Origin of the sequence: Pseudomonas faucium (genome assembly GCF_021602585.1) — a bacterium.
GTDB classification, from domain to species: Bacteria; Pseudomonadota; Gammaproteobacteria; order Pseudomonadales; family Pseudomonadaceae; genus Aquipseudomonas; species Aquipseudomonas faucium.
This window is the reverse complement of sequence record NZ_BQIP01000037.1, coordinates 1-24,581: the sequence shown is the minus strand read 5'-3', so window position 1 is coordinate 24,581 and position 24,581 is coordinate 1. Positions and strand designations below refer to the sequence as shown.

General features: G+C 65.9%; 23 protein-coding genes. 9 read left to right on the top strand and 14 right to left on the bottom strand.

Translation table 11 applies throughout. The features are described 5' to 3' along the window. The first annotated feature begins 20 nt into the window (after positions 1–20). Positions 21–500, top strand: coding sequence for a pantetheine-phosphate adenylyltransferase (gene coaD, locus L6D75_RS26040; protein ID WP_176515742.1), 480 nt, complete (start codon positions 21–23; stop codon positions 498–500). Positions 501–608: 108 nt separating this feature from the next. Beyond that, a complete protein-coding gene (locus L6D75_RS26035; protein WP_008095804.1) occupies positions 609–860 on the top strand; it encodes a YfhL family 4Fe-4S dicluster ferredoxin in 252 nt (83 codons plus the stop codon). Between the two features lie 81 nt (positions 861–941). Here the strand turns inward: L6D75_RS26035 and mutM are convergent, their stop codons facing one another. Together mutM and L6D75_RS26025 are read right to left on the bottom strand one after the other, a co-directional pair. After that, positions 942–1,754 (bottom strand): bifunctional DNA-formamidopyrimidine glycosylase/DNA-(apurinic or apyrimidinic site) lyase, encoded by an 813-nt coding sequence (gene mutM / locus L6D75_RS26030; RefSeq protein ID WP_176515740.1) that lies wholly within the window; start codon positions 1,752–1,754, stop codon positions 942–944. A gap of 3 nt (positions 1,755–1,757) precedes the next feature. Next, positions 1,758–2,576, bottom strand: coding sequence for an HDOD domain-containing protein (locus tag L6D75_RS26025; protein ID WP_176515755.1), 819 nt, complete (start codon positions 2,574–2,576; stop codon positions 1,758–1,760). A gap of 160 nt (positions 2,577–2,736) precedes the next feature. Here L6D75_RS26025 and L6D75_RS26020 point away from each other — a divergent pair, with 160 nt between their 5' ends. Further along, positions 2,737–3,933, top strand: coding sequence for a class I SAM-dependent rRNA methyltransferase (locus L6D75_RS26020; protein WP_176515739.1), 1,197 nt, complete (start codon positions 2,737–2,739; stop codon positions 3,931–3,933). 45 nt (positions 3,934–3,978) lie between these two features. On the opposite strand, the gene L6D75_RS26015 is transcribed toward L6D75_RS26020, so the two are convergent. Further along, positions 3,979–4,620, bottom strand: coding sequence for a magnesium transporter (locus L6D75_RS26015; RefSeq protein ID WP_236193916.1), 642 nt, complete (start codon positions 4,618–4,620; stop codon positions 3,979–3,981). Positions 4,621–5,102: 482 nt separating this feature from the next. Here L6D75_RS26015 and ilvD point away from each other — a divergent pair, with 482 nt between their 5' ends. Then, positions 5,103–6,944 (top strand): dihydroxy-acid dehydratase, encoded by a 1,842-nt coding sequence (gene ilvD / locus L6D75_RS26010; protein ID WP_176515737.1) that lies wholly within the window; start codon positions 5,103–5,105, stop codon positions 6,942–6,944. A gap of 158 nt (positions 6,945–7,102) precedes the next feature. Here the strand turns inward: ilvD and L6D75_RS26005 are convergent, their stop codons facing one another. Continuing rightward, a complete protein-coding gene (locus L6D75_RS26005; RefSeq protein WP_236193914.1) occupies positions 7,103–8,158 on the bottom strand; it encodes an HAD family hydrolase in 1,056 nt (351 codons plus the stop codon). A 241-nt stretch (positions 8,159–8,399) separates the two neighbouring features. Here L6D75_RS26005 and L6D75_RS26000 point away from each other — a divergent pair, with 241 nt between their 5' ends. Then, complete coding sequence (locus L6D75_RS26000; protein ID WP_176515735.1) at positions 8,400–9,791, top strand: L-cystine transporter; 1,392 nt, start codon at positions 8,400–8,402, stop codon at positions 9,789–9,791. A gap of 37 nt (positions 9,792–9,828) precedes the next feature. Here L6D75_RS26000 and L6D75_RS25995 read toward each other — a convergent pair whose 3' ends face one another. After that, positions 9,829–10,344, bottom strand: coding sequence for a dihydrofolate reductase (locus L6D75_RS25995; RefSeq protein ID WP_176515733.1), 516 nt, complete (start codon positions 10,342–10,344; stop codon positions 9,829–9,831). A 54-nt stretch (positions 10,345–10,398) separates the two neighbouring features. Here L6D75_RS25995 and L6D75_RS25990 point away from each other — a divergent pair, with 54 nt between their 5' ends. Continuing rightward, positions 10,399–11,790 carry a DUF2868 domain-containing protein gene (locus L6D75_RS25990; protein ID WP_176515731.1) on the top strand — a complete coding sequence of 464 codons (1,392 nt, stop codon included), beginning with the start codon at positions 10,399–10,401 and terminating at the stop codon, positions 11,788–11,790. After that, on the top strand, positions 11,783–13,147 hold the full coding sequence (locus L6D75_RS25985; RefSeq protein WP_176515729.1) for a GTPase/DUF3482 domain-containing protein: 1,365 nt from the start codon (positions 11,783–11,785) through the stop codon (positions 13,145–13,147). Before L6D75_RS25990 ends, L6D75_RS25985 begins: the two co-directional genes overlap by 8 nt. Before the next feature lie 106 nt (positions 13,148–13,253). Here the strand turns inward: L6D75_RS25985 and L6D75_RS25980 are convergent, their stop codons facing one another. From L6D75_RS25980 to L6D75_RS25955, 6 genes are all read right to left on the bottom strand, one after another. Beyond that, positions 13,254–13,802 carry a phosphonate degradation HD-domain oxygenase gene (locus L6D75_RS25980; RefSeq protein ID WP_176515727.1) on the bottom strand — a complete coding sequence of 183 codons (549 nt, stop codon included), beginning with the start codon at positions 13,800–13,802 and terminating at the stop codon, positions 13,254–13,256. 86 nt (positions 13,803–13,888) lie between these two features. Next, a complete protein-coding gene (locus L6D75_RS25975) occupies positions 13,889–14,914 on the bottom strand; it encodes a putative 2-aminoethylphosphonate ABC transporter substrate-binding protein (protein WP_176515725.1) in 1,026 nt (341 codons plus the stop codon). Positions 14,915–14,944: 30 nt separating this feature from the next. Next, on the bottom strand, positions 14,945–16,669 hold the full coding sequence (locus L6D75_RS25970) for a putative 2-aminoethylphosphonate ABC transporter permease subunit (RefSeq protein ID WP_176515723.1): 1,725 nt from the start codon (positions 16,667–16,669) through the stop codon (positions 14,945–14,947). 1 nt (position 16,670) lies between these two features. Beyond that, positions 16,671–17,729 carry a putative 2-aminoethylphosphonate ABC transporter ATP-binding protein gene (locus L6D75_RS25965; protein WP_176515722.1) on the bottom strand — a complete coding sequence of 353 codons (1,059 nt, stop codon included), beginning with the start codon at positions 17,727–17,729 and terminating at the stop codon, positions 16,671–16,673. Between the two features lie 162 nt (positions 17,730–17,891). Then, entirely contained in the window at positions 17,892–18,761 is an 870-nt protein-coding gene (locus tag L6D75_RS25960; protein ID WP_176515720.1) for a LysR family transcriptional regulator, read from the bottom strand. Positions 18,762–18,790: 29 nt separating this feature from the next. Beyond that, positions 18,791–21,037: a heavy metal translocating P-type ATPase gene (locus L6D75_RS25955; protein WP_176515718.1), complete on the bottom strand. Its 2,247-nt coding sequence runs from the start codon at positions 21,035–21,037 to the stop codon at positions 18,791–18,793. An 83-nt stretch (positions 21,038–21,120) separates the two neighbouring features. On the opposite strand from L6D75_RS25955, the gene cadR reads away from it, so the two are divergent. Continuing rightward, positions 21,121–21,564 carry a cadmium resistance transcriptional regulator CadR gene (gene cadR / locus L6D75_RS25950; RefSeq protein WP_176515717.1) on the top strand — a complete coding sequence of 148 codons (444 nt, stop codon included), beginning with the start codon at positions 21,121–21,123 and terminating at the stop codon, positions 21,562–21,564. 83 nt (positions 21,565–21,647) lie between these two features. Here the strand turns inward: cadR and L6D75_RS25945 are convergent, their stop codons facing one another. From L6D75_RS25945 to L6D75_RS25935, 3 genes are read right to left on the bottom strand one after another with little or no spacing between them, the layout of a single operon-like run. Further along, complete coding sequence (locus L6D75_RS25945; RefSeq protein WP_176515716.1) at positions 21,648–22,619, bottom strand: thymidylate synthase; 972 nt, start codon at positions 22,617–22,619, stop codon at positions 21,648–21,650. A 48-nt stretch (positions 22,620–22,667) separates the two neighbouring features. Next, a complete protein-coding gene (gene lgt / locus L6D75_RS25940) occupies positions 22,668–23,477 on the bottom strand; it encodes a prolipoprotein diacylglyceryl transferase (RefSeq protein WP_176515715.1) in 810 nt (269 codons plus the stop codon). Between the two features lie 16 nt (positions 23,478–23,493). Next, the gene (locus tag L6D75_RS25935; RefSeq protein WP_236193912.1) at positions 23,494–24,276 is read right to left on the bottom strand and encodes a sulfite exporter TauE/SafE family protein; all 783 of its coding nucleotides are present in this window, start codon (positions 24,274–24,276) and stop codon (positions 23,494–23,496) included. A gap of 130 nt (positions 24,277–24,406) precedes the next feature. Here L6D75_RS25935 and L6D75_RS25930 point away from each other — a divergent pair. Next, a partial coding sequence (locus L6D75_RS25930) for an NRDE family protein (RefSeq protein ID WP_236193921.1) occupies positions 24,407–24,581 on the top strand: 175 nt, incomplete at its 3' end.

Sequence of the window (24,581 nt, the reverse complement as noted above, 5' to 3'; positions counted from 1 at the left end):
CTCCCAGCCAGGATGACGCGATGAACCGAGTGTTGTACCCGGGTACTTTCGACCCCATTACCAAAGGCCATGGCGACCTGGTCGAACGCGCCTCGCGGCTTTTCGACCACGTGATCATCGCGGTGGCGGCCAGCCCGAAGAAAAACCCCCTGTTCCCGCTGGAACAACGGGTGGCGCTGGCCCGTGAGGTCACCAAGCACCTGCCGAACGTCGAAGTCATCGGCTTCTCCACCCTGTTGGCGCACTTCGCCAAGGAACAGGGCGCCAACGTCTTCCTGCGTGGCCTGCGTGCAGTGTCCGATTTCGAATACGAGTTCCAGCTGGCGAACATGAACCGGCAACTGGCGCCCGACGTCGAGAGCCTGTTCCTCACGCCTTCGGAGCGCTATTCGTTCATTTCCTCGACCCTGGTCCGGGAAATCGCCGCGCTGGGCGGCGATATTGCCAAGTTCGTCCACCCGGTGGTGGCCGAGGCGCTGACCGAACGGTTCAAGAAGTAAGCCTGCACGCCTGATTATCGCGCCCGCGTGCACTGCGGGCGCGAATGCGGCACAATTGTGCCCATTGCGTTGAACATGCCCGGGCGCAGAGCCCCGGCCGGAGTCCCCATGTCCCTGATCATCACCGACGATTGCATCAACTGCGACGTCTGCGAACCCGAGTGCCCGAACGAGGCCATCTCCCAAGGCGAAGAGATCTACGTGATCGACCCTAACCTGTGCACCCAGTGCGTGGGTCACTACGACGAGCCGCAGTGCCAGCAGGTCTGCCCGGTCGACTGCATCCCGCTGGATGAAGCGCACCCGGAAACCGAAGACGAGCTGATGGCCAAGTATCGCCGGATCACCGGCAAGGCCTGATTTCAGCTGCGCCCCTATCGCCGGCAAGCCGGCTCCCACAAACCTGTAGGAGCCGGCTTGCCGGCGATAGGGGCCGCAAATTCAGCGCTGGCAGCGCGGGCAGTACACGCTGGCGCGCTGCCCCAGCTTCACCTCGCGCAAGGTCGTGCCGCACAGCTTGCACGGCATCCCGCCACGCCCATAAACGAACAATTCCTGCTGGAAGTACCCCGGCTGCCCGTCACCGCCGATGAAGTCGCGCAAGGTCGTGCCACCCTGCTCGATGGCCGCCGCCAGCACCCGCTTGATCTCGATCGCCAGCTTCAGGTAGCGCGCCCGCGAAATCCCGCCGGCCTCGCGCCGTGGGTCGATGCCCGCCGCGAACAGCGCCTCGGTCGCGTAGATGTTGCCCACCCCCACCACCACGGCGTTGTCCATGATGAACGGCTTGACCGCCATCGAGCGCCCGCGCGACAGCTGGAACAGGCGCTCGCCGTCGAACAGGTCGGTCAACGGCTCCGGCCCCAGGCGCAGCAGCAGTTCATGGTTGAGCGGGTCAAGGCTCCAGAGCATGGCGCCGAAGCGCCGCGGGTCGGTGTAGCGCAGCATCAGCCCCGATTCCAGCTCGATGTCGACGTGCTCGTGCTTGCCCGCCGGCAGCCCGAGCTCGACCAGGCGCAAGTTGCCCGACATGCCCAGGTGGCTGATCAGCGTGCCCACCTCGGCATTGATCAACAGGTACTTGGCTCGCCGCTCGACGCTGACGATGCGCTGCCCGGACAGGCGCACGTCGAGGTCCTCGGGGATCGGCCAGCGCAGGCGCCGGTCGCGCACCACCACGCGGCTGACGCGCTGGCCCTGCAGGTGCGGCGCGATTCCGCGCCGGGTGGTTTCCACTTCGGGTAGTTCTGGCATCGATCAGTGCCCGCCCAGCTCGCGAATGTTCTGTTTGAGGTTCTCGAAGTCGTACTCCGACAAGCCGATGTAGTCGAGTACCAGCGGGCCGACCGCCTGCCACTCATGGTCGACGCCCTGGTTGCCCAGCACCCGGTACGAAGCGCAGATGTGCTCGGCCATCTTCAGCACCGCCAGCAGGTTCTTCAACTGGCTCTGGGTATTGCGCGACGACTCCTCGCGGAACACCGCCAGCGCATTGTGGTGGTTGGCGATGGCCGCGCTGATGTGCTCCGGCAGGCGCCACGACTTGGCGGTGAAGTAGCCGACCACCGAGTGGTTGGTGTTGAAGGTGCGGTTTTCGGTATCGACCACCCGGGTTTGGGCATCGGCACAGGCGTAGGCCTGCTCCAGCACCTGCATGTAGCTGGGGAAGCGCTTGAGCATCAGCGGCACGCCGCAGTCGTGGAACAGGCCCAGGGTGTAGGCCTCGTCCGCGGCCTGGATGCCGGTGCGCTTGGCCAGGGTCAGGCAGGTCATGGCCACGTCCTGGGCGGTGTCCCAGAAGCGGTTGAGGGTGACGATGGTTTCGTCGCACATCTCGCCCTTGATCGACTGGGCGTTGATCAGGTTGATGATCGAGCGGCTGCCCAGCAGGTTGACCGCGCGCTGGATCGAACCAATCTTGTTGGTGAGCCCGAAATGCGGCGAGTTGACCAGCTTGAGCAAGGCGCCGGAAAGCCCGGGGTCCTGGGAAATCAGCTTGGCGATGGTTTCCAGGTCAGGGTCGGGCATGTACTGCTCGAACTGCAGGTCGACCATGATCTGCGGTTGCGGCGGAATGGTGATGCCTTGCAAGGCTTGCTGGATCTGTTCGGCGCTGAGTTCTTGGGGCATGCAGGCACACTCGTTGAGGACGGGGGATTCTAGCACTTTGTCGAGCCCTGCCCCGATCCCTGGGCCAACCAGTTATACTCCCGCTCTTTTTTCCCGGAGCGACGTCATGTCCCTGCCCAGCCTTCGCCTCAAAGCCAATGCCGACCGCCGCCTGCGCGCCGGCCACCTGTGGGTCTACAGCAACGAAGTCGACGTCACCGCGACCCCGCTGCAAGGCTTCCAGGCCGGCCAGCAGGCGGTCCTCGAGGCTGCCAACGGCAAGCCACTGGGCATCGTGGCGCTGAGCCCGAACAACCTGATCTGCGCCCGCCTGCTGTCGCGCGACATCAAGCTGCCGCTGGACAAGTCGCTGCTGGTGCACCGCCTGAACGTCGCCCTGTCGCTGCGCGAACGCCTGTTCGACAAGCCGTGCTACCGCCTGGTCTACGGCGACTCCGACCTGCTGCCGGGCCTGGTGGTCGACCGCTTCTTCGACATCCTCGTGGTCCAGCTGGCCTCGGCCACCATGGAGCAGCACAAGGACGACGTGATCGCCGCCCTGGTCCAGGTGCTCAAGCCAAGCGGCATCCTGTTCAAGAACGATTCCGCCGCCCGCGATGCCGAAGGCCTGCAGCGCTACGTCGAAACCGTCTACGGCGAAGTGCCGGACTGGGTGCCGCTGGAAGAGAACGGCGTCAAGTTCGAAGCGCCGGTGCGTGAAGGCCAGAAGACCGGCTGGTTCTACGACCACCGCATGAACCGCGCGCGCTTGGCCCCCTACGTCAAAGGCAAGCGCGTGCTCGACCTGTTCAGCTACATCGGTGGCTGGGGTGTGCAGGCCGGCGCCTTTGGTGCCAGCGAAGTGTTCTGCGTCGATGCCTCGGGCTTTGCCCTGGACGGCGTCGAGCGCAACGCCGCACTCAATGGCATCAGCGAGAAACTGACCTGCATCGAAGGCGACGTGTTCGAGGCGCTGCGCGAGCTGAAAGCCGCCGAAGAGCGTTTCGACGTGATCATTGCCGACCCACCCGCGTTCATCAAGCGCAAGAAAGACCTGAAAAACGGCGAAGCGGCCTACCGCCGCCTCAACGAACAGGCCATGCGCATGCTGACCAAGGACGGCATCCTGGTCAGCGCCTCGTGCTCGATGCACCTGCCCGAGGACGACCTGAACAACATCCTGCTGACCAGCGCCCGCCACCTGGACCGCAACATGCAGCTGCTCGAGCGCGGCGGCCAGGGCCCGGACCACCCGGTGCACCCGGCCATTGCCGAAACCCGCTACATCAAGAGCATCACCTGCCGCCTGCTGCCCAACAGCTGATCTGCCAGGCAAAAAGAAGGGGCCGCTTTGCGGCCCCTTCTGCTTTCAGATATCCAGCACGTATGACGCGATCCCGAAGTACACCAGCACCCCCGCCGCATCGGCGATCGAGGTCACCAGCGGGCCACTGGCCGTCGCCGGGTCAAGTTTCAGCCGGGTGAACATGAAGGGCAGGCTCATGCCGATCAGGCTGCCCAGCAACACGATCACCAGCATGCTGCTGGCAACGATCACGGCAATCTCCGGCCCGCCGCGCAGCGCCCCCAGCGAGGCCACCGCCAACGCCATGGTGCCTCCCAGCGCCAGCGCCACCCCGCATTCGCGCCCGAGCATCCGCAGCCAGTCGCGCAGCACCACTTCACCGGTCGCCAGGCCGCGCACCATCAGCGTCGCCGATTGCGCACCGGCGTTGCCACCGCTGTCCACCAGCAGCGGCAGGAAGAACACCAGCACGATATGCGCGGCAATGGTCTCTTCGAACGCCGCGATACCGGCCCCCGAGAACAGGTTGCCGAACACCAGCAGCACCAGCCACAGCACGCGCTTGCGATACAGCAGGCTGACCGTGGCATCGCGCAGGTTGCCGACGTGGTTGGTGATCGAGGCGCCCTTGTGGAAGTCGCGCCGGGACTGGGCGGCCTGGCGACGGGCGGAGGGGGAATCGAGGAAATCGATGTTGTGCTGCATGAGGTTCTCCAAGCGCCGGCCCAGGCGCCCACAGGCCTCAGCCACAGGGACTCAAGCCGCCGGCAGCCCTGGCGCCGGCGCGCTCAGTGCCAATTTGCAGGTTCGGTATGAACTGAAACTGGGAAGGTCCATTAAGGGGGTTTCTCGTGAAGCCGCACATGCGGCGCGGCGGATAGTAAGGAGCCTCGGCGCGGCTTGTCAGCCCTGCCGGCGGCGTTTCAGAACGCTCCTACAACCAGCACCTCATTCGGCCGAAATCACCGCCCGGGCACATCGCCATTCCTTCGCCGCGCCAGCGGTGTAGAATCGGGCTATTCATCGCCAGTCATCCCCCGGCGGGTTTATGAGCTCTGGCCAAGCATGCGGCGATCCCGCAGTGTCTTCGGCCCCCATCCGTGCCAGTGGCAACCGGCCTGCGGTGCAAAGGACAAGAGAAGCTCACTCCCCTTTTTGTGACCTGATTCAGCCGCCAGGAGTGCTTCATGCCTGATTATCGTTCCAAGACCTCCACCCAAGGCCGCAACATGGCCGGCGCCCGTGCCCTGTGGCGCGCCACCGGGATGAAGGATGAAGATTTCAAGAAACCGATCATCGCCATCGCCAACTCGTTCACCCAGTTCGTCCCGGGCCACGTGCACCTGAAGGACCTGGGCCAGCTGGTGGCCCGCGAGATCGAGCGCGCCGGTGGCGTGGCCAAGGAATTCAACACCATCGCGGTCGACGACGGCATCGCCATGGGCCATGACGGCATGCTCTATTCCCTGCCCAGCCGCGAGATCATCGCCGACGCCGTGGAATACATGGTCAACGCCCACTGCGCCGACGCCATCGTGTGCATCTCCAACTGCGACAAGATCACCCCTGGCATGCTGATGGCCGCCCTGCGCCTGAACATCCCGGTGATCTTCGTTTCCGGCGGCCCGATGGAAGCCGGCAAGACCAAGCTGGCCAGCCACGGCCTGGACCTGGTCGACGCCATGGTCATCGCCGCCGACGCCTCGGCCTCCGACGAGAAAGTCGCCGAGTACGAGCGCAGCGCCTGCCCCACCTGCGGTTCCTGCTCCGGCATGTTCACCGCCAACTCGATGAACTGCCTGACCGAAGCCCTGGGCCTGGCCCTGCCGGGCAACGGTTCGACCCTGGCCACCCACGCCGACCGTGAGCAGCTGTTCCTCACCGCCGGGCGCACCATCGTCGAGCTGTGCAAGCGTTACTACGGCGACAACGACGAGTCGGTGCTGCCGCGCAGCATCGCCAACTTCAAGGCGTTCGAGAACGCCATGATGCTCGACATCGCCATGGGCGGTTCGACCAACACCATCCTGCACCTGCTGGCCGCCGCCCAGGAAGGCGAGGTGGCGTTCGACCTGCGCGACATCGATCGGCTGTCGCGCAAGGTGCCGCAGCTGTGCAAGGTGGCGCCGAACATCCAGAAGTACCACATGGAGGACGTGCACCGCGCCGGCGGCATCTTCAGCATCCTCGGCTCGTTGGCCCGTGGCGGTTTGCTGCACACCGACCTGCCGACCGTGCACAGCCGCAGCATGGAAGAGGCCATCGCCAAGTGGGACATCACCCAGACCGATGACGAAGCCGTACACACCTTCTTCAAGGCAGGCCCGGCCGGCATCCCGACGCAGACCGCGTTCAGCCAGTCGACCCGTTGGGAAACCCTCGACGACGACCGCGAGAACGGCTGCATCCGCAGCTTCGAGCACGCCTACTCGCAAGAAGGCGGCCTGGCCGTGCTGTACGGCAACATCGCCCTGGACGGTTGCGTGGTGAAGACCGCCGGTGTCGATGAGTCGATCCACGTGTTCGAAGGCAACGCGAAGATCTTCGAAAGCCAGGACAGCGCCGTGCGCGGCATCCTCGCCGACGAAGTGAAAGCGGGTGACATCGTCATCATCCGTTACGAAGGCCCGAAAGGCGGCCCGGGCATGCAAGAGATGCTCTACCCGACTTCGTACCTGAAATCCAAAGGCCTGGGCAAAGCCTGCGCCCTGCTCACCGACGGCCGCTTCTCGGGCGGTACCTCGGGCCTGTCGATCGGCCACGCTTCGCCGGAAGCCGCCGCTGGCGGCGCCATCGGCCTGGTGCGCGACGGCGACAAGGTGCTGATCGACATCCCCAACCGTTCGATCAACCTGCAAGTCAGCGATGAAGAGCTGGCCGCGCGCCGCGCCGAGCAGGACAAGAAGGGCTGGAAGCCGGCCGAAGTGCGCCCACGCAAGGTGACCACCGCGCTGAAGGCCTACGCCCTGCTGGCCACCAGTGCCGACAAGGGTGCCGTGCGCAACAAGGCGATGCTCGACGGGCTGTGAGGCCTTGAGGGTGTGAAACCGGAACCGGCGCCTTGAGCGCCGGTTTTTTTTTGCCTGTTAGGGCCCTATCGCCGGCAAGCCGGCTCCCACAGATACACCACAGCATTACCTGTGGGAGCCGGCTTGCCGGCGATGGGGCCAGCACTTTCACCACCCGGCTACTGAATCTGCTCCGGCGTCACGATCACCCAGTTCTTGTCCGCCGTCACCGGCAACCCTTCCTTGGCCTGGGCCACCGCCTGCTTGGCGATCATGCCGTTCAACTGGTCCATGTACTTGGCCTTGCGGTTTATCCACAGGTGGATGCCGCCCTTGTTCACATCCACGCCATGGAACTGCATGTAGCCATCGCTGGTTGGCGTATCGCCACCCACCAGCACCGGCTTCTTCCATTCATCGATGTAGGTGAGGATGGCCGCCTGCTTGCCGGCCATCCAGGTGGCGGGCGTCCACAGGTAAGGCGTCAGCTCCAGGCCCTCGTTGGCCTTGGCATCGTAGTGGCCGGCGCTGATCTGCTTGCGCGCGGTGGTCAGCTCGCCGCTGGCGCGGTCCTTGAGCAGCAGGCTGACGCCGATCACGTTCTGGGGTTTTACGTTGTAGCCGTACTTGGGGTCCGAGGCGACCATGCGCACCAGCTCCTCGGACGCGGCCGAGATCACGTACACCTCGATGCCATTTTCCATCAGCTTGTTGTACAGCTCGGCCTGGCCGGTGAAGACCTTGGGCGGCTGCACCTCGATGGCCTTGACCTGGTCGCCCTCGAAATAGGTGCTGGGCACAGGCTTGCCCGAGGCCATCAGCGCGTCGACCTGGGCCTTGAGCTCCTTGAGGGTGAAACCGGAAAACACCTGCGCCACCCAGGGGTAACAGACCATGTCGTCGATTTCGCACAAGCGGTAGTAGTAGCTGAACAGGCTTTCCTTGTGCTCGGCAGTGTCCTTGAACGGGATCAGCTTGAGCGAGGGGTCGAGCTTGTCGCGGGTCAGCAGCCCCTGGTTCTCCATGAACGGCAGCAGCGCTTCTTCAAGGTCGTAGCGGTAGCTGGTGTTGTCCATGTCGAACACCGCGTAGTTACCCTGGTTGGCGTTGGCGGCGATCATGGCATCGAGCTGCCTGGCCGCGTCGGCGGGCCAGTGGGTGAGATCGGTGGCCCAGGCTTGGGCAGCGAGCAGCACGGACACACCCACCAGCAAGGCTTTCGGCGCTAACTTCATGTGCGAATCTCCTGAAAGAACCTGGAAAAACTAGCCCAGCAAACCCTGCCCAGCGCCCCTCACAGCGACCTTCGCGCAGCCATAAACGCCGTGTTCATTGCTATTTGCGACAAAGCGTTATTCCATAAGCGCCTAAGCAAATTACTTTTGGGTATAAATTCGTTTGTTTTCAGGCTGTTAGCATTTCCGTTCGCAATCGCTCACAGAGGCGATGCCTCTTCTGCTTTTTCCTGGAGCTTCAATGAACCTGCCGCTGTCTCTCAACCTGCTGGCGTTCCTGGCCTTGCTGCTGGGCCTGGCACAAACTCGCCGTACCGACTGGAGCCTGGCCAAGAAGGTGCTGCTCGGCCTGGTGCTCGGCGTGGTCTTCGGCCTGGTGCTGCACACCGTTTACGGCGCCGGCCACCCGGTGCTCAAGGCCACCATCGGCTGGCTCGACCTGGTCGGCAACGGCTACGTGGGCCTGTTGCAGATGATCGTCATGCCGCTGATCTTCGCCTCGATCCTCAGCGCCGTGGCCCGCCTGCACAACGCCTCCTCGCTGGGCCGCATCAGCGTGCTGAGCATCGGCACGCTGCTGCTGACCACCGCCATCGCCGCGCTGATCGGCGTGGCCCTGACCAACCTGTTCGGCCTGAGCGCCGAAGGGCTGGTGGCCGGCGTCCAGGAAAGCGCGCGCCTGCAGGCCATCCACAGTGACTACGCCGGCAAGGTGGCCGACCTCAACATCCCGCAGCTGCTGCTGTCGTTCGTGCCGAGCAATCCGGTGGGCGACCTGGCGCGTGCCAAGCCGACCTCGATCATCAGCGTGGTGATCTTCGCCGTGTTCGTTGGCCTGGCTGCGCTGCAGCTGATCAAGGACGATGCCGAGAAGGGCGGCCGCGCCCTGTCGGCCATCGACACCCTGCAGGCCTGGGTGATGCGCCTGGTGCGCCTGGTGATGAAGCTGACTCCCTACGGTGTGCTGGCGCTGATGACCAAGGTGGTGGCCAGCTCCAACTTCGACGACATCCTCAAGCTGGGCAGCTTCGTGGTGGTGTCGTACATCGGCCTGGGCCTGATGTTCGTGGTGCACGGCATCATCCTCGCCATCACCGGCGTCAGCCCGCTGCGCTTCTTCCGCAAGGTCTGGCCGGTGCTGACCTTCGCCTTCACCAGCCGCTCCAGCGCAGCGAGCATCCCGCTGAACATCGAGGCGCAGACACGCCGCCTGGGTGTGCCGCAATCGATCGCCAGCTTCAGCGCCTCGTTCGGCGCGACCATCGGCCAGAACGGCTGCGCCGGCCTGTACCCGGCGATGCTGGCGGTGATGGTGGCGCCCGCGGTGGGCATCGATACCTTCGACCCGCTGTGGATCGCGACCCTGGTGGCGATCGTCACCCTGAGTTCGGCCGGTGTCGCCGGCGTCGGCGGTGGGGCGACCTTCGCCGCGCTGATCGTGCTGCCGGCCATGGGCCTGCCGGTCGAGCTGGTGGCGCTGCTGATTTCGGTGGAGCCGCTGATCGACATGGGCCGCACGGCGTTGAACGTGAATGGTTCGATGACCGCAGGCGTAGTGACCAGCCAGTTGCTCAAAGAAACCGACAAGGGCGTGCTGGCCGATGACGAGCATGCCGAGCTGAGCCACAGCTGAAAACAGACAGGGGCTGCACATGCAGCCCCTGCTTTTTTCAAACCTTGTCCCACACCTCGAAGTGGTACGCAGGTTTGTTCTCTTCAACCTGCGCCTCGCTCGACACCCGCCGCCACTGCTGCGAATCGAACTCGGGGAACCAGGCATCCCCTTGCGGCGCCAGCTCCACGCGGGTCAGGTACATGCGGCTGACCAGCCCCTTCTCCAGCGCCTGCGCATACAGCTGCGCGCCGCCAATCAGCATCAATTCCTCGACGCCCTGCTCCCGCGCCCACTGCTCGGCACGCACCAGCGCCGCCTCCAGCGAAGCGAACACCTCGGCGCCCGCCAGTTGCAGCCCCGGCTGGCGGCTGACCACGATGTTCAAGCGTCCCGGCAGCGGCCGGCCCAGCGAATCCCAGGTCTTGCGGCCCATGATGATCGGCTTGCCCAGGGTGGTGGCCTTGAAGTACTTGAAATCCCCCGGCAAGTGCCAGGGCATGGAGTTGTCGATGCCGATCACGCGGTTCTCGGCATGCGCCGCGATCAGGCTGAGGGGGAGTGATGTATTCATGCCCGCGAGGATAGCACCCGGCGTGTGGGTTATGCTTCTGCCCTGAACCGTGCAATGGAAGACCTTGTGACTGCACTGACTCCCCTGGACAAACGCTGGCTCACCGAAGCGGTGCGCCTGCGCGAGGAACACGCCGGCCCCCTGGAGGACCAGGAGGCCAACCGCCTCGCCCGCCAGCAGGGCGGCGACCTGGCGGCGCGCATCGAAACCCGGGCGCTGTGCCTCGCCGAACGTGACGGCATCACCCGCGCCTTGCGCCACTGGAAGCAAGGCGCGCGCCTGGCGCTGCTGGCCTTGCTGCTGATGGCCGTGCTCAGCGGCGCCGGCCTGGCCCTTGCCGCCCTTGGCGACGGGCAACGCCCGGTCAACGTGTTCTGGGCCCTGGGCAGCCTGCTCGGGCTGAACCTGCTGATGCTGCTGGGCTGGGCCGCCGGGCTGGCGCTGAGCGGCGAAAGTGGCGCCAGCCTGGGGCGCCTGTGGTTGTGGTTGAGCGAGCGCTTCGCCCGCGACGCCAAGGCCGCGCACCTGGCGCCGGCGCTGCTGGTGCTGCTGCAACGCCAGCGCCTGAGCCGCTGGTTGCTCGGCACACTGGTGCATGGCCTGTGGCTGCTGGCGATGCTCAGCGCACTGGTGCTGCTGCTGGCGCTGCTCGCCACCCGCCGCTACGGCTTCGTCTGGGAAACCACCTTGCTCGCCCCCGAGCCCTTCATCCAACTGACCCACGCACTCGGCGCGCTGCCTTCGCTGCTGGGTTTCGCAATGCCTGACGAGGCCATGATCCGCGCCAGCGGCGACACCCTGCCAGCGCTGGACCTGGCCCGCCAGGCGTGGGCCAGCTGGCTACTCGGCGTGGTGCTGGTGTATGGCCTGCTGCCGCGCCTGGCGCTGTTCGCGCTGTGCCTGTGGCGCTGGCGCCAGGGCCGCCAGCGCCTGGCCCTGGACCTCAGCCTGCCCGGCTACGCGCACCTGCGTGAGCCCCTGATGCCACGCAGCGAACGCATCGGCGTGCAAGATGCAGCGCCCGAGGCATTGCCGCAGTTCCAGGCAGGCCAACTGGACGCTGGCAGCAGTGGCGCCTTGCTGGTCGGCCTGGAACTGGACGACCAGCGCCCCTGGCCGCCCGCCCTGCCCAAGGGCGTGACCGACGCCGGCGTGCTCGACAGCCGCGAGTCGCGCAACAAGCTGCTCGAACAACTCAGCCGCTTCCCCCCGGCGCGCCTGGCCATCGCCTGCGACCCGCGCCGCTCGCCCGACCGCGGCAGCCTGGCCCTGCTCGCGGAGCTGGCGCGCAATGCCGGTGCCACCCGCATCTGGCTGCTGCAGGCAGCACAGGGCCAGGCCCTGGATGCCGAGCGCCTGGGTGACTGGCACGAAGCACTGGACCGCCTCGGCCTGCCCCATGCCGACACCTCGCCCCTGACCTGGCTGGAGCATGGCCATGACTGAGCCGCTGAAACTGGCCGTGGTCGGCCACACCAACGTCGGCAAGACCTCGCTGCTGCGCACCCTCACCCGTGACGTGGGCTTTGGCGAAGTGTCCCACCGGCCCAGCACCACCCGCCATGTGGAGGGCGCGCGGCTGTCGGTGGATGGCGAACCGCTGCTGGAGCTCTACGACACCCCCGGCCTGGAAGACGCCATCGCCCTGCTCGACTACCTGGAACGCCTGGAGCGCCCCGGCGAGCGGCTGGACGGCCCGGCGCGGCTGGAGCGCTTTCTCCAGGGCAGCGAAGCGCGCCAGCGTTTCGAGCAGGAGGCCAAGGTGCTGCGCCAGTTGCTGGCGAGCAATGCCGGCCTGTACGTGATCGACGCCCGTGAACCGGTGCTGGCCAAGTACCGCGACGAACTCGAAGTGCTGGCCAGTTGCGGCAAGCCCTTGCTGCCGGTGCTCAACTTCGTTGCCAGCAGCCAGCACCGCGAACCGCAATGGCGCGAAGCGCTGGCCCGGCTTGGCCTGCATGCGCTGGTGCGCTTCGACAGCGTGGCGCCGCCCGAAGATGGCGAGCGCCGCCTGTACGAAAGCCTGGCGTTGTTGCTGGAAGAGGCGCGCCCGGCCCTGCAACGCTTGATCGACGACCAGCAGGCGCAGCGCCTGGCTCGCCAGCACAGCGGCAAGCGCCTGATCGCCGAGCTGCTGCTCGACTGCGCCGCCTGCCGGCGCAGCGTGGCCGCCGAGCCGGCTGCCGAAGCCAAGGCCATCGAGGCCCTGCGCCAGGAGGTGCGCCAACGCGAACAGCGCTGTGTCGAGGCGTTGCTCAAGCTCTACGCATTCCGCCGTGAAGACGCCAACGCCGGTGACCTGCCGCTGCTCGATGGGCGCTGGGGCGATGACCTGTTCAACCCTGAGACACTGAAGCTGCTGGGTGTGCGCCTGGGCAGCGGCGTGGCGGCCGGTGCCGCGGCGGGCGCCGGGGTCGACCTGCTGGTCGGCGGCATCACCCTGGGCGCTGCCGCGTTGGCCGGGGCCATTGCCGGCGGCGCACTGCAGACGGCGCGCAACTATGGGTCGCGGTTGATGGGCAAGCTCAAGGGCCAGCGCGAGCTGACCGTGGACGACAACGTGCTGCGCCTGCTGGCCTTGCGTCAGCAGCAGTTGATGGTGGCGCTGGACAATCGCGGGCATGCGGCGCAGGACAGCATTCGCCTGGGGCCGCTGGATGAAAAGGCCTGGCGCGAAGGCAAGCTGCCCGAGGCCTTGAGCAAGGCCCGGGCGCACCCGCAATGGTCGACGCTCAACCCGGGGGCGCGGGTGAACCAGGCGGAGCGTCAGGAGCAGTTGGAGGCGTTGGTTCTACAGATTTGAGGTTGGCCGTGCGGGCCTCATCGCGGATAAATCCGCTCCTACAAGGTCTGCGCAACCTTGTAGGAGCGGATTTATCCGCGAAGGGCCCGCACACACACCGCCAAACTCAGAGCATCGCCAATGCCTTGCCCTTGAGCACCGCCATGTCGATCAGCGGCACGCCGACTTCCTTGGCCTGCTCATCCCACTCGCGCATCCGCAGGCTCACCTTGAACAGCGGATCGCGCTCGAACTCATCCGCCTCCCCCTCGCTCATCACCCCACCCTGATACTCCAGGGTCCGCCGGCTCGCCTCGCTCAGCCGTGCGTAGTACCCCGGCTGACGCAAGGTCAGGTAGCGCTTGGCCTCCACGTGATACTGCACCAGCCGCGCCATGCGCTCGCTGAAGCCGCAGCGGCGCAGGTACTCGGCGCCGATGCGCTCATGGCTGACCACCCCAAAGCCGCCCATGTCTCCCTCGCCGCCACACAGGTGGCCGATATCGTGGAAGAACGCCGCCAGCACCACTTCGTCGTCGAAGCCTTCGTCCATGGCCAGTTGCGCGGCCTGGGACATGTGCTCGAGCTGGGTGATGGCTTCGCCGATGTAGTCGTCGCTGCCATGGCGTTGGTAGAGCGCGAAGGTGTTGTCGATGACCTGGTCGCGGGTGAGCATCGCTTGGGTTTCCTCAGGTGAAATTCAAGGTGGCTGTCAGTCCATCGCCGGCAAGCCGGCTCCCACAGGGATAGCGTAGGCCTGGCTTACTGCTGCGCCACCTTCTCCGACTTGCCGTCATAGCGCTTGCGCCATTCGCCAAGGATCTCGTCACGGTTCTTCGAGGCCCAGGCAAAGTCGTTCTTGATCAGGCGCTGCTCGTAGTCAGCCGGCAATTCGGTCTGCGGCTTGGCGATGCCGGGCGCGGCGAGCACCGCGAAGTTCTCCTTGTACAGCTCCATGGCCGCGGGGCTGGCCGAGAAGTCGGCCAGGCGCTTGGCCGCCTCCGCCTTCGGCGAGCCCTTGATCACCGCGGTGGCCTCGATCTCCCAGCCCAGGCCTTCCTTGGGCAGCACGATGTCCAGTGGCGCGCCCTGGCGCTTGAGCTGCACGGCCGGGTACTCGAACGAGATGCCGATCGGGAATTCACCGGCTGCCGCCAGCTTGCACGGCTTGGAGCCGGAATGGACGTACTGGCCGATGTTCTGGTGCAGGGCGTCCATGTAGGCCCAGCCCTGGGGTTCGCCGAAGGTCTGCAGCCAGGCGCTGACATCGAGGAAACCGGTGCCGGACGACGCCGGGTTGGGCATGACGATCTTGCCCTTGTACTCAGGCTTGGTCAGGTCTTGCCAGCTCACCGGCTTGCTCAGGCCCTGCTTTTCGGCCTCGACGGTGTTGAAGCAGATGGTCGCGGCCCACACGTCCATGCCGACCCAGGCTGGCGGGTTGGCGGCGTCGCGGTAGTTGGCGGAAATCTTGCCCAGGTCCTTCGGCGCATAGGCTTCGAGCATGCCGTTCTGGTCGAGGATGGCCAGGCTCGAAGCAGCCAGGCCCCAGACCGCGTCGGCCTGCGGGCGGTCTTTCTCGGCCAGCAGCTTGGCGGTGATGATGCCGGTGGAGTCACGTACCCACTTGATCTCGATATCCGGGTTGGCCTTCTCGAAGGCCTGCTTGTAGCTCTTGAGCTGCTCGGCCTCCAGGGCGGTGTACACGGTCAGTTGCGTGCCGGCGGCCGAGGCCTGCAGGCTGAAGACGGCGGATACGGCAGCGGCAAGTGCGAGTGGCTTGAACATGATGCGTTTCCTATCAGAGTGGGCAGTCGGTCAATGGCCGGCAGCGCGTTGGCGCCAGGCCTGGGAGCGGCGCAACAGGCCGCGTGAAGCAGCGGCCAGCAGCAACGAGGCGCCAGCGCTGGTGAGCAGGATCAGGGTGGACATGGCGGCAGCGCCGCCGACGTTGCCGGCATCGTCCATGTTCAGCACGGCCACCGCGGCGAGGATGGTGTCGGGGCTGTAGAGGAAGATGGCCGCCGAGACGGTGGTCATCGCCGAGACGAACAGGTAGCGGATGATGTCCAGCAGCGCCGGCAGGCAGATGGGCACGGTGACCCGCACGAAGTGCTTGTACAGCGGCGCCTTGAGCGACAGCGCGGCGGCCTCGAACTCGCCGTCGAGCTGGCGCAGCGCGGTGGTCGCGGTCATCTGCGCGGTGGTCAGGTAATGGGCGATGGTGCACACCACCAGCAGCGCCATGCTGCCGTAGAACACATGCAGCGGGTTGCCGGCGAGGTTGAAGAAGAAGACATAGCCCAGGCCCAGCACCAGCCCCGGCACCGCCATGGGGATGAAGCTGAGCAGGCGCAGGGCCTGGTTGAGCAGGCGCTGGCCTTGGGTCTTCTCCATCAGGTAGGCGCCGCTGAAGATCACCAGGCTGCCGATCAGCGCGGTGGCGATGGCCATGGTCACGCTGTTGCGATAGGCCAGCCAGCCACCGCCTGCGGTGTCTTCGAACATGTAGTGCTTGAACGACAGGGTCAGGTTGTAGGGCCAGAAGGTCACCAGCGACGAGTACACCGCCATGCCGATCACCGCCAGCAGCGCCGCGCACACCAGCACCACGATGGCCAGGAAGCAGGCGTCACGGCCGCGCGAAGGCTTGGGCTCGAACACCTGGGCACGGCCGCTCATGGCATCGCCCTGGCGCCTGCGCAGCCAGGCATCGACGGCAAAGCTGAGCAGCGCCGGCACCAGCAGCACCATGCCGATCAGCGCGCCGCGGCCAAATTGCTGCTGCCCCACCACCGCCTTGTAAGCCTCCAGCGCCAGCACCTGGTAATCGCCACCGACCACCACCGGTACGCCAAAGTCGGTGATGGTCAGGGTGAACACCAGGCAGAACGCGGCGAAAACCGCCTGGCGCGTGGCCGGCCAGGTGATGCTGCGAAACGCCCGCCAAGGCCCGGCGCCCATGCTCGAGGCGGCATCGAACAGCCGCGCATCGGCCAGCGACAAGGCCGAGAGCAGGATCATCAGCGCATGCGGGAAGGTGTAGATGGCCTCGCCCAGGACGATGCCCCAGAAGCCATAGATGTTGTCGTGCAGCAGCCCGCGCAGCAGGCCCTGGTTGCCGAACAGGTAGACCAGGGCGATAGCCGGCAGCATCGACGGCGCCAGCAACGGCAGCAGCGAAATGCCTCGCCACAGGCCTTTGGCCGGGATCAGCGTGCGCTGCAGGGCGTAGGCGAACAGGTAGGCCAGCGGAATCACGATCAGCGCCACGGTGAACGCCACCGACAGGCTGTTGCCGAGCAGCCAGTGGAAGTTTTCGCTGGCGAACAGCGCACGGGCTGCGACCAGGCCGCCACCCTGGCCGGCATCACCACTGAAACCGCGCCAGAAGATCGCCAGCAACGGCATCAGCACGGCCAGCAGCAACAGTACCAGCAGCAGGCTCTTGCCACCGATCACGAACAGCCGATCACCCAGGGCGACGTCACTGGAGGGTGCGCGCTTGGCGTCGGGGAGCGGCAGGGACATTGGCGCGGCCATCTCAGGCAAACACCTGCAGGCTCTGTGGCGGCAACGCCACCCAGATGTCCTGCGAGCCCAGGCGCGGCATGGCTTCGGGGGCCAGCTCGGCGAGCAGGGCGTGGCCTGGCAGGGCCTTGAGCTCGAAGCTCATGCGGCAGCGGTTGCCGAGGAAGGTGATCTCGCGCACCTTGGCCGGGAACAGGTTTTCCTCGTGCACCACCGGGTTCACCGTGATCGCCTCGGGGCGGCAGAACAACCGGCCGCTGCTGGCGCGCGGGGCACCGGCGGCCAGGCGCATGTTCATCGCGCCGACCTGGGCGTGGCTGTCGCTGCTGCGCTGGAACGGCAGCCAGTTGCCCTGGCCGACGAACTCGGCGACGAACGGGGTGGCCGGCTGGTCGTAGATTTCCTGGGGCGTGGCGTACTGCTCGACCTGGCCGTTGTTCATCACGGCGATGCGGTCGGCCATGAGCATGGCTTCATCCTGGTTGTGGGTGACCATCAGCGTGGTGATGCCAAGCTGGCGCTGCAGCTGGCGCAGCTCGGTGCACAGGTGCTCGCGCACGCGGGCATCGAGCGCCGACATCGGCTCGTCGAGCAACAGCAGCGACGGCGCCGGGGCCAAGGCACGGGCCAGGGCCACGCGCTGCTGCTGGCCGCCGGAGAGCTGGCCGGGGTACTTCTTTTCGCTGCCGCCAAGGCCCACCAGCTCAAGCATCTCGGCCACCCGTTGGCGGCTCTGCTCACGGCTGCTGCCGGTCAGGCCGTAGGCGATGTTGGCTTCGACGCTGAGGTTGGGGAACAGGGCGTAGGACTGGAACAGGATGCCGTAGTCACGGGCCTGGGGCGGCAGTTCGGAGATGTCGCGGTTGCCGATGTACAGCGTGCCGCGGTCCTGGCGTTCGAGGCCGGCGATGCAGCGCAGCAGGGTGGTCTTGCCGCAGCCGGAGGGGCCGAGCAGGCAGACCAGCTCGCCGGCGGCGATGTCCAGGGAGACATCGTTCAGCGCGGTGAAGGCACCGAAACGCTTGTGGATACCGCGCACTTTCATCTGTGCGCCCGGAGTGGCGTGGTTCATGGCAAGGCCTCATCGAACAGATGGGGCCATGCTAGGAAGGCTGTGCGAAGGTTCTGTGGCGTTAGGGCAAAAGCGGGCGATAGTGGTATAGGCAGATTTTGTAGTGGCCTTGCCGGCCCTATCGCCGGCAAGCCGGCTCCCACACCAGCGCCTACAGCCCTATCAGAACTGCGAACCCACCACTTCCTGCGCCACCCCCAGGAACGCCGCCGGCAACCGCGCCTGGCGCCGCTCCTTCAGGCAATACAGGTACTCATGCATCACCGGCGCGTTCTCCAGCGTCAGCACGCGCAGTTCGGGGTTGTGCGGCACCTCGTGGCGGGCAATCACGCTGATGCCGATATTGCGCAGCACCGCCTCGCGGATCGACTCGCGGCTGCCGATCTCCAGCAAGGCCCCGGCCTTCACCCCGGCCTCGTCCAGCATCTGCTCGGTCAGCTTGCGGGTGGTCGAGCCTTTTTCGCGCATCAGCAGGCAATGCCCCGCCACCACGTCGATGGACACCGCCTGGCGATGCGCCAGCGGGTGATTGCGGTGCACCGCCACCACCAGCGGGTCGGTGCCCAGCACCCGCCGCACCAGGCGCGCATCTTCAAGCAACTGCGAGGAGGCGGCGATATCGACGCGGTAGTCTTCGAGCATTTCCAGCACTTGCTGGGAGTTGCCGATCTCCACCGCCACTTCCACCTGCGGCAGGCGCTCGCGGAAGATCTTCACCAGGTCGAGGATGTAATAAGGCGCCGTGGCGGCGATGCGCAGGCTGCCCTGGGCATGGCCGCTGTTGCGCAGCTCGAACTCGATGTCGGCTTCCTGCTGCAGCAGCGCCTTGACCATCGGCAACAGGCGCACGCCCTCTTCGCTCAGCACCAAGCGCCGGCCACCGCGGTAGAACAGCTCCACCGCGTACTGGCTCTCCAGGTTGCGAATCTGCGTGGTCACCGTGGGCTGGCTGAGCCCGAGCTTCTTCGCGGCCAAGGTGATGCTGCCCAGGCGGGCCACCATGTAGAAGGCTTTGAGCTCGGCACTCAGCATTGCAGGACCTCTGTTGTGCGCAACCGGCGCTACTTGCGCAGCAGGCGCAAACCGTTGAATACCACCAGCAGGCTCACGCCCATGTCGGCAAAGACGGCCATCCACAAGGTGGCCATGCCGGTGAAGGTGATCGCCAGGAACAATGCCTTGATGCCCAGCGCCAGAACGATGTTCTGCGTCAGGATCGCCGCACTTTGGCGCGACAGCCTGACGAACGCCGGGATTTTGCGCAAGTCGTCATCCATCAGCGCCACGTCGGCGGTCTCGATCGCGGTGTCGGTACCGGCAGCGGCCATGGCGAAGCCGATTTCGGCGCGGGCCAGGGCCGGCGCATCGTTGATGCCATCGCCGACCATGCCGACCCGGTGGCCCTGGGCATACAGCTGCTCGATGCTGGCCAGCTTGTCGGCAGGCAGCAGGTTGCCTTCTGCGCGGTCGATGCCCACCTGGGCGGCGATCGCCTCGGCGGTGTGCGGATTGTCGCCGGTCAGCATGACAGTCTTGATGCCCAGCGCATGCAGTTCGGCGATGGCCTGGCGGCTGCTGTCCTTGACCGTGTCGGCCACGGCGAACAGCGCCAGCGGGCCGGAGCGGTCGAGCAGCAGCACCACGGTCTTGCCCTGGCGCTCCAGCACATCGAGCTGTGCTTCGAGTGCTGGCGAGCACAGGCCCAGCTCTTCGACCAGGCGGTGGTTGCCCAGGTGGTAGGTCTGGCCATCGATCACCCCGCGCACGCCGCGCCCGGCCAGGGCTGCAAAGTCGCTCACCTCGCTCAGCGGCAAGTTCTGCGCCTTGGCGAACTGGGCGATGGCGCCCGACACCGGGTGGTCGGAACGCGCCCCAAGGCTGGCTGCCATGGCCTGGGCGCGGCCTTCGAACAGCGGCTCGAGCACCTTGGCGTCGGTTTGCACCGGCTTGCCGTGGGTGATGGTGCCGGTCTTGTCCAGGGCCAGGTAGTCGAGCTTGCGGCCGCCTTCGAGGTACACGCCGCCCTTGATCAGGATGCCCTTGCGCGCCGCCGCGGCCAGGCCGCTGACGATGGTCACCGGGGTCGAGATCACCAGTGCGCACGGGCAGGCCACCACCAGCAGCACCAGGGCGCGGTAGACCCAGTCGAACCAGGCGCCGGCCATGAACAGCGGCGGGATGATGGCCACGGCCAGGGCCAGGGCGAACACCACCGGGGTGTAGATGCGCGAGAAGGTGTCGACGAAGCGCTGGGTCGGCGCACGCGCGCCCTGGGCCTCTTCCACGGCCTTGATGATGCGCGCCAGGGTGGATTGCCCGGCGGCGGCGCTCACCCGGTACTCCAGGGCGCCGGCCTGGTTGATGGTGCCGGCGAACAGCTTGTCGCCGACGGCTTTCTCCACGGGCAAGCTTTCGCCGGTGATTGGTGCCTGATCGACGCTGGATTGGCCACTGACCACCTCGCCATCCAGGCCGATGCGCTCACCGGGGCGCACCCGCACCTGCGCACCGATGGCCACTTCGCGCACATCCACCTCGCGCCACTGGCCATCGGCCTGCTGCACCGTGGCGGTGTCGGGGGTGAGTTGCATCAGGCCGCTGATGGCATTGCGCGCACGGTCCAGGGAGCGGGCTTCGATCAGCTCGGCGACGGTGAACAGCACCATGACCATGGCCGCTTCCGGCCACTGGCCGATCAGCACTGCACCGGTCACGGCGATGCTCATCAGCGCGTTGATGTTGAGGTTGCGGTTCTTCAGGGCAATCCAGCCCTTTTTGTAGGTGCCCAGGCCACAGCCGAGGATCGCCGCCAGGGCCAGCGAGGCCACCAGCCATTCCGGCGCCAGGGCGCCAAAGTGCACGATTTCGGCGGCGATCGCGGCAATACCCGACAGCGCCAGCGGCCACCAGCGGGTCTTGTGCGGCTGCACCGGGGCGTCAGCGCCTTCGATTGCCAGCGGCTCGGCCTTCATCCCCAGGCTTTCGATGGCGCGCTCGATGGCTTCGGTGCCGGCCAAGGTATGGCGCACGCCGAGCACGCGGTTGATCAGGTTGAACTCCAGCTGCTCGACACCTGCCAGCTTGCCCAGCTTGTCCTGGATCAGCGTCTGTTCGGTGGGGCAGTCCATGGCGTCGATACGAAAGCGGCTCAACTGCGCCTGGGCGCTGGCCTTCTCGGTCAACTGCACCGGAGCCGGCGCTGCACTGGCGCCACAGCAGCTGTGGCCGTGCGCGGCATGGCCGTGGTCGTCATCGCCGTGGGCATGATCGTGGGGGTGCTTGTGTTCGGGGCTGACAGGCTGGTTCATGGGGGCATCCTTAATGTTCGCCTGTTGCCAAGTGAACACCCTGTAGCCACTATAGGGTCAAGCCATCTGCTGGAGAATTTGCCATGAAGATCGGAGAACTGGCCAAGGCGACCGACTGCGCCGTGGAAACCATCCGTTATTACGAGCGTGAGCAACTGCTGCCGGAACCCGCCCGCACCGACGGCAACTACCGGCTGTACACCCAGGCCCACGTCGAGCGGCTGACCTTCATCCGCAACTGCCGCACGCTGGACATGACCCTGGATGAAATCCGCAGCCTGCTGCGCCTGCGCGACAGCCCTGAAGGCTCGTGCGGCAGCGTGAATGCGTTGATCGATGAGCATATCGAGCACGTGCAGGCACGGATCGATGGCTTGGTGGCGCTGCAGGCGCAGCTGGTGGAGTTGCGTCAGCGCTGCAATGCGCAAGGGGCGGAATGCGCGATCTTGCAGCAACTGGAAGTGAATGGGGCGGTATCGGTGCCGGAGGCCGAGCATTCACATGTGGGGCGTAGCCACGGGCATTGATCCAAGGCCCCATCGCCGGCAAGCCGGCTCCCACAAGGCCTGCGTCTGTGGGAGCCGGCTTGCCGGCGATGGGGCCAATGAAGTCAGACCGCCATCGGTGCCGTCATCGGCGCATGGTGCTCGTAACCTTCCAGGCTGAAGTCGCTCGGCTCGATCTTCTCCAGCCATTCAGGCTCGTACTTGCCGGTCTTGGCGAAGTCCGGCACGCGGTCGCTGATCACCAGCTTCGGCGCTGCCAGCGGCTCGCGCTTGAGCTGCTCGTTGAGCATGTCCAGGTGGTTTTCATACACATGGGCATCGCCGATGAAGTAGGTGAACCAGCGTGGGGTGTAGCCGGTGAGGCGGCCGAACAGCGACAGCAGCGCCGCGCCTTCGGTGAGGTTGAACGGCGTGCCCAGGCCCAGGTCGTTGGAGCGGATGTAGAGGGTCAGGGAAATTTCCCTGGTCTCGACATTCGGGTGGAACTGGTACAGCAGGTGGCACGGTGGCAGGGCCATTTCGTCCAGTTGCGCGCAGTTCCAGCCGTGGAACAGGATGCGCCGGCTGCCCGGGTCGTTGGCGATGGTGTCCAGGCACTGGCGCACCTGGTCGATGGCCTTGTACAGGATGACGAACGCCTGGCCGTCTTCCTCGTCCTTGGCGATCCGGCGGAAGCCTGCCTTTTCGGCCATTTCGATGGCCGCCGGGTTGCTCAGCGGGATGCGCTTGTAGCCCGGCCACTGGCGCCACTGCACGCCGTAGATTTCGCCCAGGTCGTCATGCCCCTGGCGGAACGGGTTGGCCAGCCACTGGGCGTTTTCGTTGGCGTTCTGGTCCCAGACCTTGCAGCCCAGCTCGCGGAATTCACCGGCGTTCTTCACGCCCCGCAGGAAACCGACCATCTCGCCGATCGCCGACTTGAACGCCAGCTTGCGCGTGGTGATGGCCGGGAAGCCTTTTTGCAGGTCGAAACGCAGCATGGCGCCCGGCAGGCTGATGGTGCGGATGCCGGTGCGGTTGCCTTGCAGCGTGCCGTTTTCGATGACGTCGCGGACCAGATCTAGATACTGTTTCATGACTTTCCTGTAACAAGAACGGCAGGGGGATCGCCCCTGCCGTGAAAATCATACGGCGGGTTTGGCCGTAGGTTTGCGGTTGTAGGCCAACCAGATCAGGAAGATGCCGCCGACGATCATCGGCACGCAAAGCAACTGACCCATGGTCAACCAGCCGAACGCGATGTAGCCAAGCTGGGCATCGGGCACCCGCACGAACTCCACGATGAAGCGGAAAATACCGTAGAACAGCGCGAACATGCCGGAAACGGCCATGGTCGGGCGCGGCTTGCGCGAGTACAACCAGAGAATCACGAATAATGCCACACCTTCGAGGGCGAACTGGTACAGCTGCGACGGATGACGGGGCAACTGCGCCGGGTCGCTGAAGGGCGGGAAGACCATCGCCCAGGGCACGTCGGTGGCCTTGCCCCACAGCTCGGCATTGATGAAGTTGCCGATACGCCCGGCACCCAGGCCGATCGGCACCAGCGGCGCGACGAAGTCCATCAGCTCGAAGAACGACTTGTTGTTGCGCTTGCCGAACCACAGGGCCGCCAGCATCACGCCGATGAAACCGCCGTGGAACGACATGCCGCCCTTCCAGACCTCGAAGATCAGCGTCGGGTTGGCCAAGTAGGCGTGCAGGTCGTAGAACAGCACGTAGCCCAGGCGGCCACCGACGATCACCCCCATCGACAACCAGAACACCAGGTCGGAGAGCTTCTCGCGCGACCAGGTGGGGTCGAAGCGGGCGAGCCGGCGCGAGGCGAGCAGCCAGGCGCCGCCGATGCCGATCAGGTACATCAGGCCGTACCAGTGGATTTTCAGCGGCCCGAGGGCCACGGCCACGGGGTCTATCTGCGGGTAAGGCAGCATGGATATTCCTCTTGGTTCAAATCAGGAAGCTCAGCCCGACGCAAAACAGCAACGCGGCGAACAGGCGCTTGAGCAGGCGCGGCGACAGCTTGTGCGCCAGACGTGCGCCGAAGCGGGCGAAAAACATGCTGGTGACGGCGATGCCGACCAGCGCTGGCAGGTAGACATAGCCCACGCTGTGGGCCGGCAGGTGCGTGTTGCCCCAACCCAGCCACATGAAGCTCAGGGCACTGGCCACGGCAATCGGCAGCCCGCAGGCCGACGACGTCGCCACCGCCTGCTGCATCGGCAGGCTGCGCCAGGTCAAAAACGGTACGGTCAGCGAGCCGCCGCCGATACCGAAGATGGCCGAGGCCCAGCCGATCACCCCGCCTGCGCCGATCAGCGCAGGCTTGCCGGGGATGCCGCGGCTGGCCTTGGGCTTGAGGTCCAGGGCCATCTGCGCAGCGACGATCAGGGCGAACACGCCGATGATCTTCTGCAGTTGAGGGCCTTGGATCAGCGAGGCGGTCTTGGCGCCGATACCGGCACCGAGCAGGATGCCGACGGTCATCCAGGCGAAGATCGGCCACTGCACCGCGCCCCGGCGATGGTGCTCGAGCACGGCATTGATCGAGGTGAAGACGATGGTCGCAAGCGAGGTGCCGACTGCCAGGTGGGTGAGTATCGACGCATCGAAGCCCTGCAAGGTGAAGCTGAACACCAGCACCGGCACGATGATGATGCCGCCACCCACGCCGAACAGCCCGGCCAGCACGCCGGCGCAGGCCCCCAACAGCAGATAGAGTACGAACTCCATTCGTCATCCCCGAGAAAATCAATCCGGCATGGTAACGGAAGGCGGGCTCGAGGCTCTAGTGAACTTCGTGACAGGATGGATCGCCGCCAGCGCAGTGGGTAGAGTGGCAAAAAACACAGAGGCCAAACCTATGTGCCTGATCGTATTCGCCTGGCGGCCCGGGCATGCCCTGCCGCTGATCGTCGCGGCCAACCGTGACGAGTTCTATGCCCGTCCGACCCAGGCCCTGGCCGCCTGGCAGGACGCCCCTGGGGTGCACGCGGGGCGTGACCTGGAGGCCGGGGGCACCTGGCTGGGGGTGGGGC

What these genes read in the sequence shown, in the direction of transcription:
- ilvD (WP_176515737.1), top strand. Translation starts at nt 5,103, where the DNA reads ATGCCTGATTATCGTTCCAAGACCTCCACCCAAGGCCGCAACATGGCC.
- L6D75_RS25965 (WP_176515722.1), bottom strand. Translation starts at nt 17,729, where the DNA reads ATGAACCACGCCACTCCGGGCGCACAGATGAAAGTGCGCGGTATCCAC.
- L6D75_RS25955 (WP_176515718.1), bottom strand. Translation starts at nt 21,037, where the DNA reads ATGAACCAGCCTGTCAGCCCCGAACACAAGCACCCCCACGATCATGCC.
- cadR (WP_176515717.1), top strand. Translation starts at nt 21,121, where the DNA reads ATGAAGATCGGAGAACTGGCCAAGGCGACCGACTGCGCCGTGGAAACC.
- L6D75_RS25995 (WP_176515733.1), bottom strand. Translation starts at nt 10,344, where the DNA reads ATGAATACATCACTCCCCCTCAGCCTGATCGCGGCGCATGCCGAGAAC.
- L6D75_RS25985 (WP_176515729.1), top strand. Translation starts at nt 11,783, where the DNA reads ATGACTGAGCCGCTGAAACTGGCCGTGGTCGGCCACACCAACGTCGGC.
- mutM (WP_176515740.1), bottom strand. Translation starts at nt 1,754, where the DNA reads ATGCCAGAACTACCCGAAGTGGAAACCACCCGGCGCGGAATCGCGCCG.
- L6D75_RS26015 (WP_236193916.1), bottom strand. Translation starts at nt 4,620, where the DNA reads ATGCAGCACAACATCGATTTCCTCGATTCCCCCTCCGCCCGTCGCCAG.
- L6D75_RS25970 (WP_176515723.1), bottom strand. Translation starts at nt 16,669, where the DNA reads ATGGCCGCGCCAATGTCCCTGCCGCTCCCCGACGCCAAGCGCGCACCC.
- L6D75_RS25935 (WP_236193912.1), bottom strand. Translation starts at nt 24,276, where the DNA reads ATGGAGTTCGTACTCTATCTGCTGTTGGGGGCCTGCGCCGGCGTGCTG.
- lgt (WP_176515715.1), bottom strand. Translation starts at nt 23,477, where the DNA reads ATGCTGCCTTACCCGCAGATAGACCCCGTGGCCGTGGCCCTCGGGCCG.
- L6D75_RS25960 (WP_176515720.1), bottom strand. Translation starts at nt 18,761, where the DNA reads ATGCTGAGTGCCGAGCTCAAAGCCTTCTACATGGTGGCCCGCCTGGGC.
- L6D75_RS26000 (WP_176515735.1), top strand. Translation starts at nt 8,400, where the DNA reads ATGAACCTGCCGCTGTCTCTCAACCTGCTGGCGTTCCTGGCCTTGCTG.
- L6D75_RS25945 (WP_176515716.1), bottom strand. Translation starts at nt 22,619, where the DNA reads ATGAAACAGTATCTAGATCTGGTCCGCGACGTCATCGAAAACGGCACG.
- L6D75_RS25980 (WP_176515727.1), bottom strand. Translation starts at nt 13,802, where the DNA reads ATGCTCACCCGCGACCAGGTCATCGACAACACCTTCGCGCTCTACCAA.
- L6D75_RS25990 (WP_176515731.1), top strand. Translation starts at nt 10,399, where the DNA reads ATGGAAGACCTTGTGACTGCACTGACTCCCCTGGACAAACGCTGGCTC.
- L6D75_RS26020 (WP_176515739.1), top strand. Translation starts at nt 2,737, where the DNA reads ATGTCCCTGCCCAGCCTTCGCCTCAAAGCCAATGCCGACCGCCGCCTG.
- L6D75_RS26035 (WP_008095804.1), top strand. Translation starts at nt 609, where the DNA reads ATGTCCCTGATCATCACCGACGATTGCATCAACTGCGACGTCTGCGAA.
- L6D75_RS26005 (WP_236193914.1), bottom strand. Translation starts at nt 8,158, where the DNA reads ATGAAGTTAGCGCCGAAAGCCTTGCTGGTGGGTGTGTCCGTGCTGCTC.
- coaD (WP_176515742.1), top strand. Translation starts at nt 21, where the DNA reads ATGAACCGAGTGTTGTACCCGGGTACTTTCGACCCCATTACCAAAGGC.
- L6D75_RS25975 (WP_176515725.1), bottom strand. Translation starts at nt 14,914, where the DNA reads ATGTTCAAGCCACTCGCACTTGCCGCTGCCGTATCCGCCGTCTTCAGC.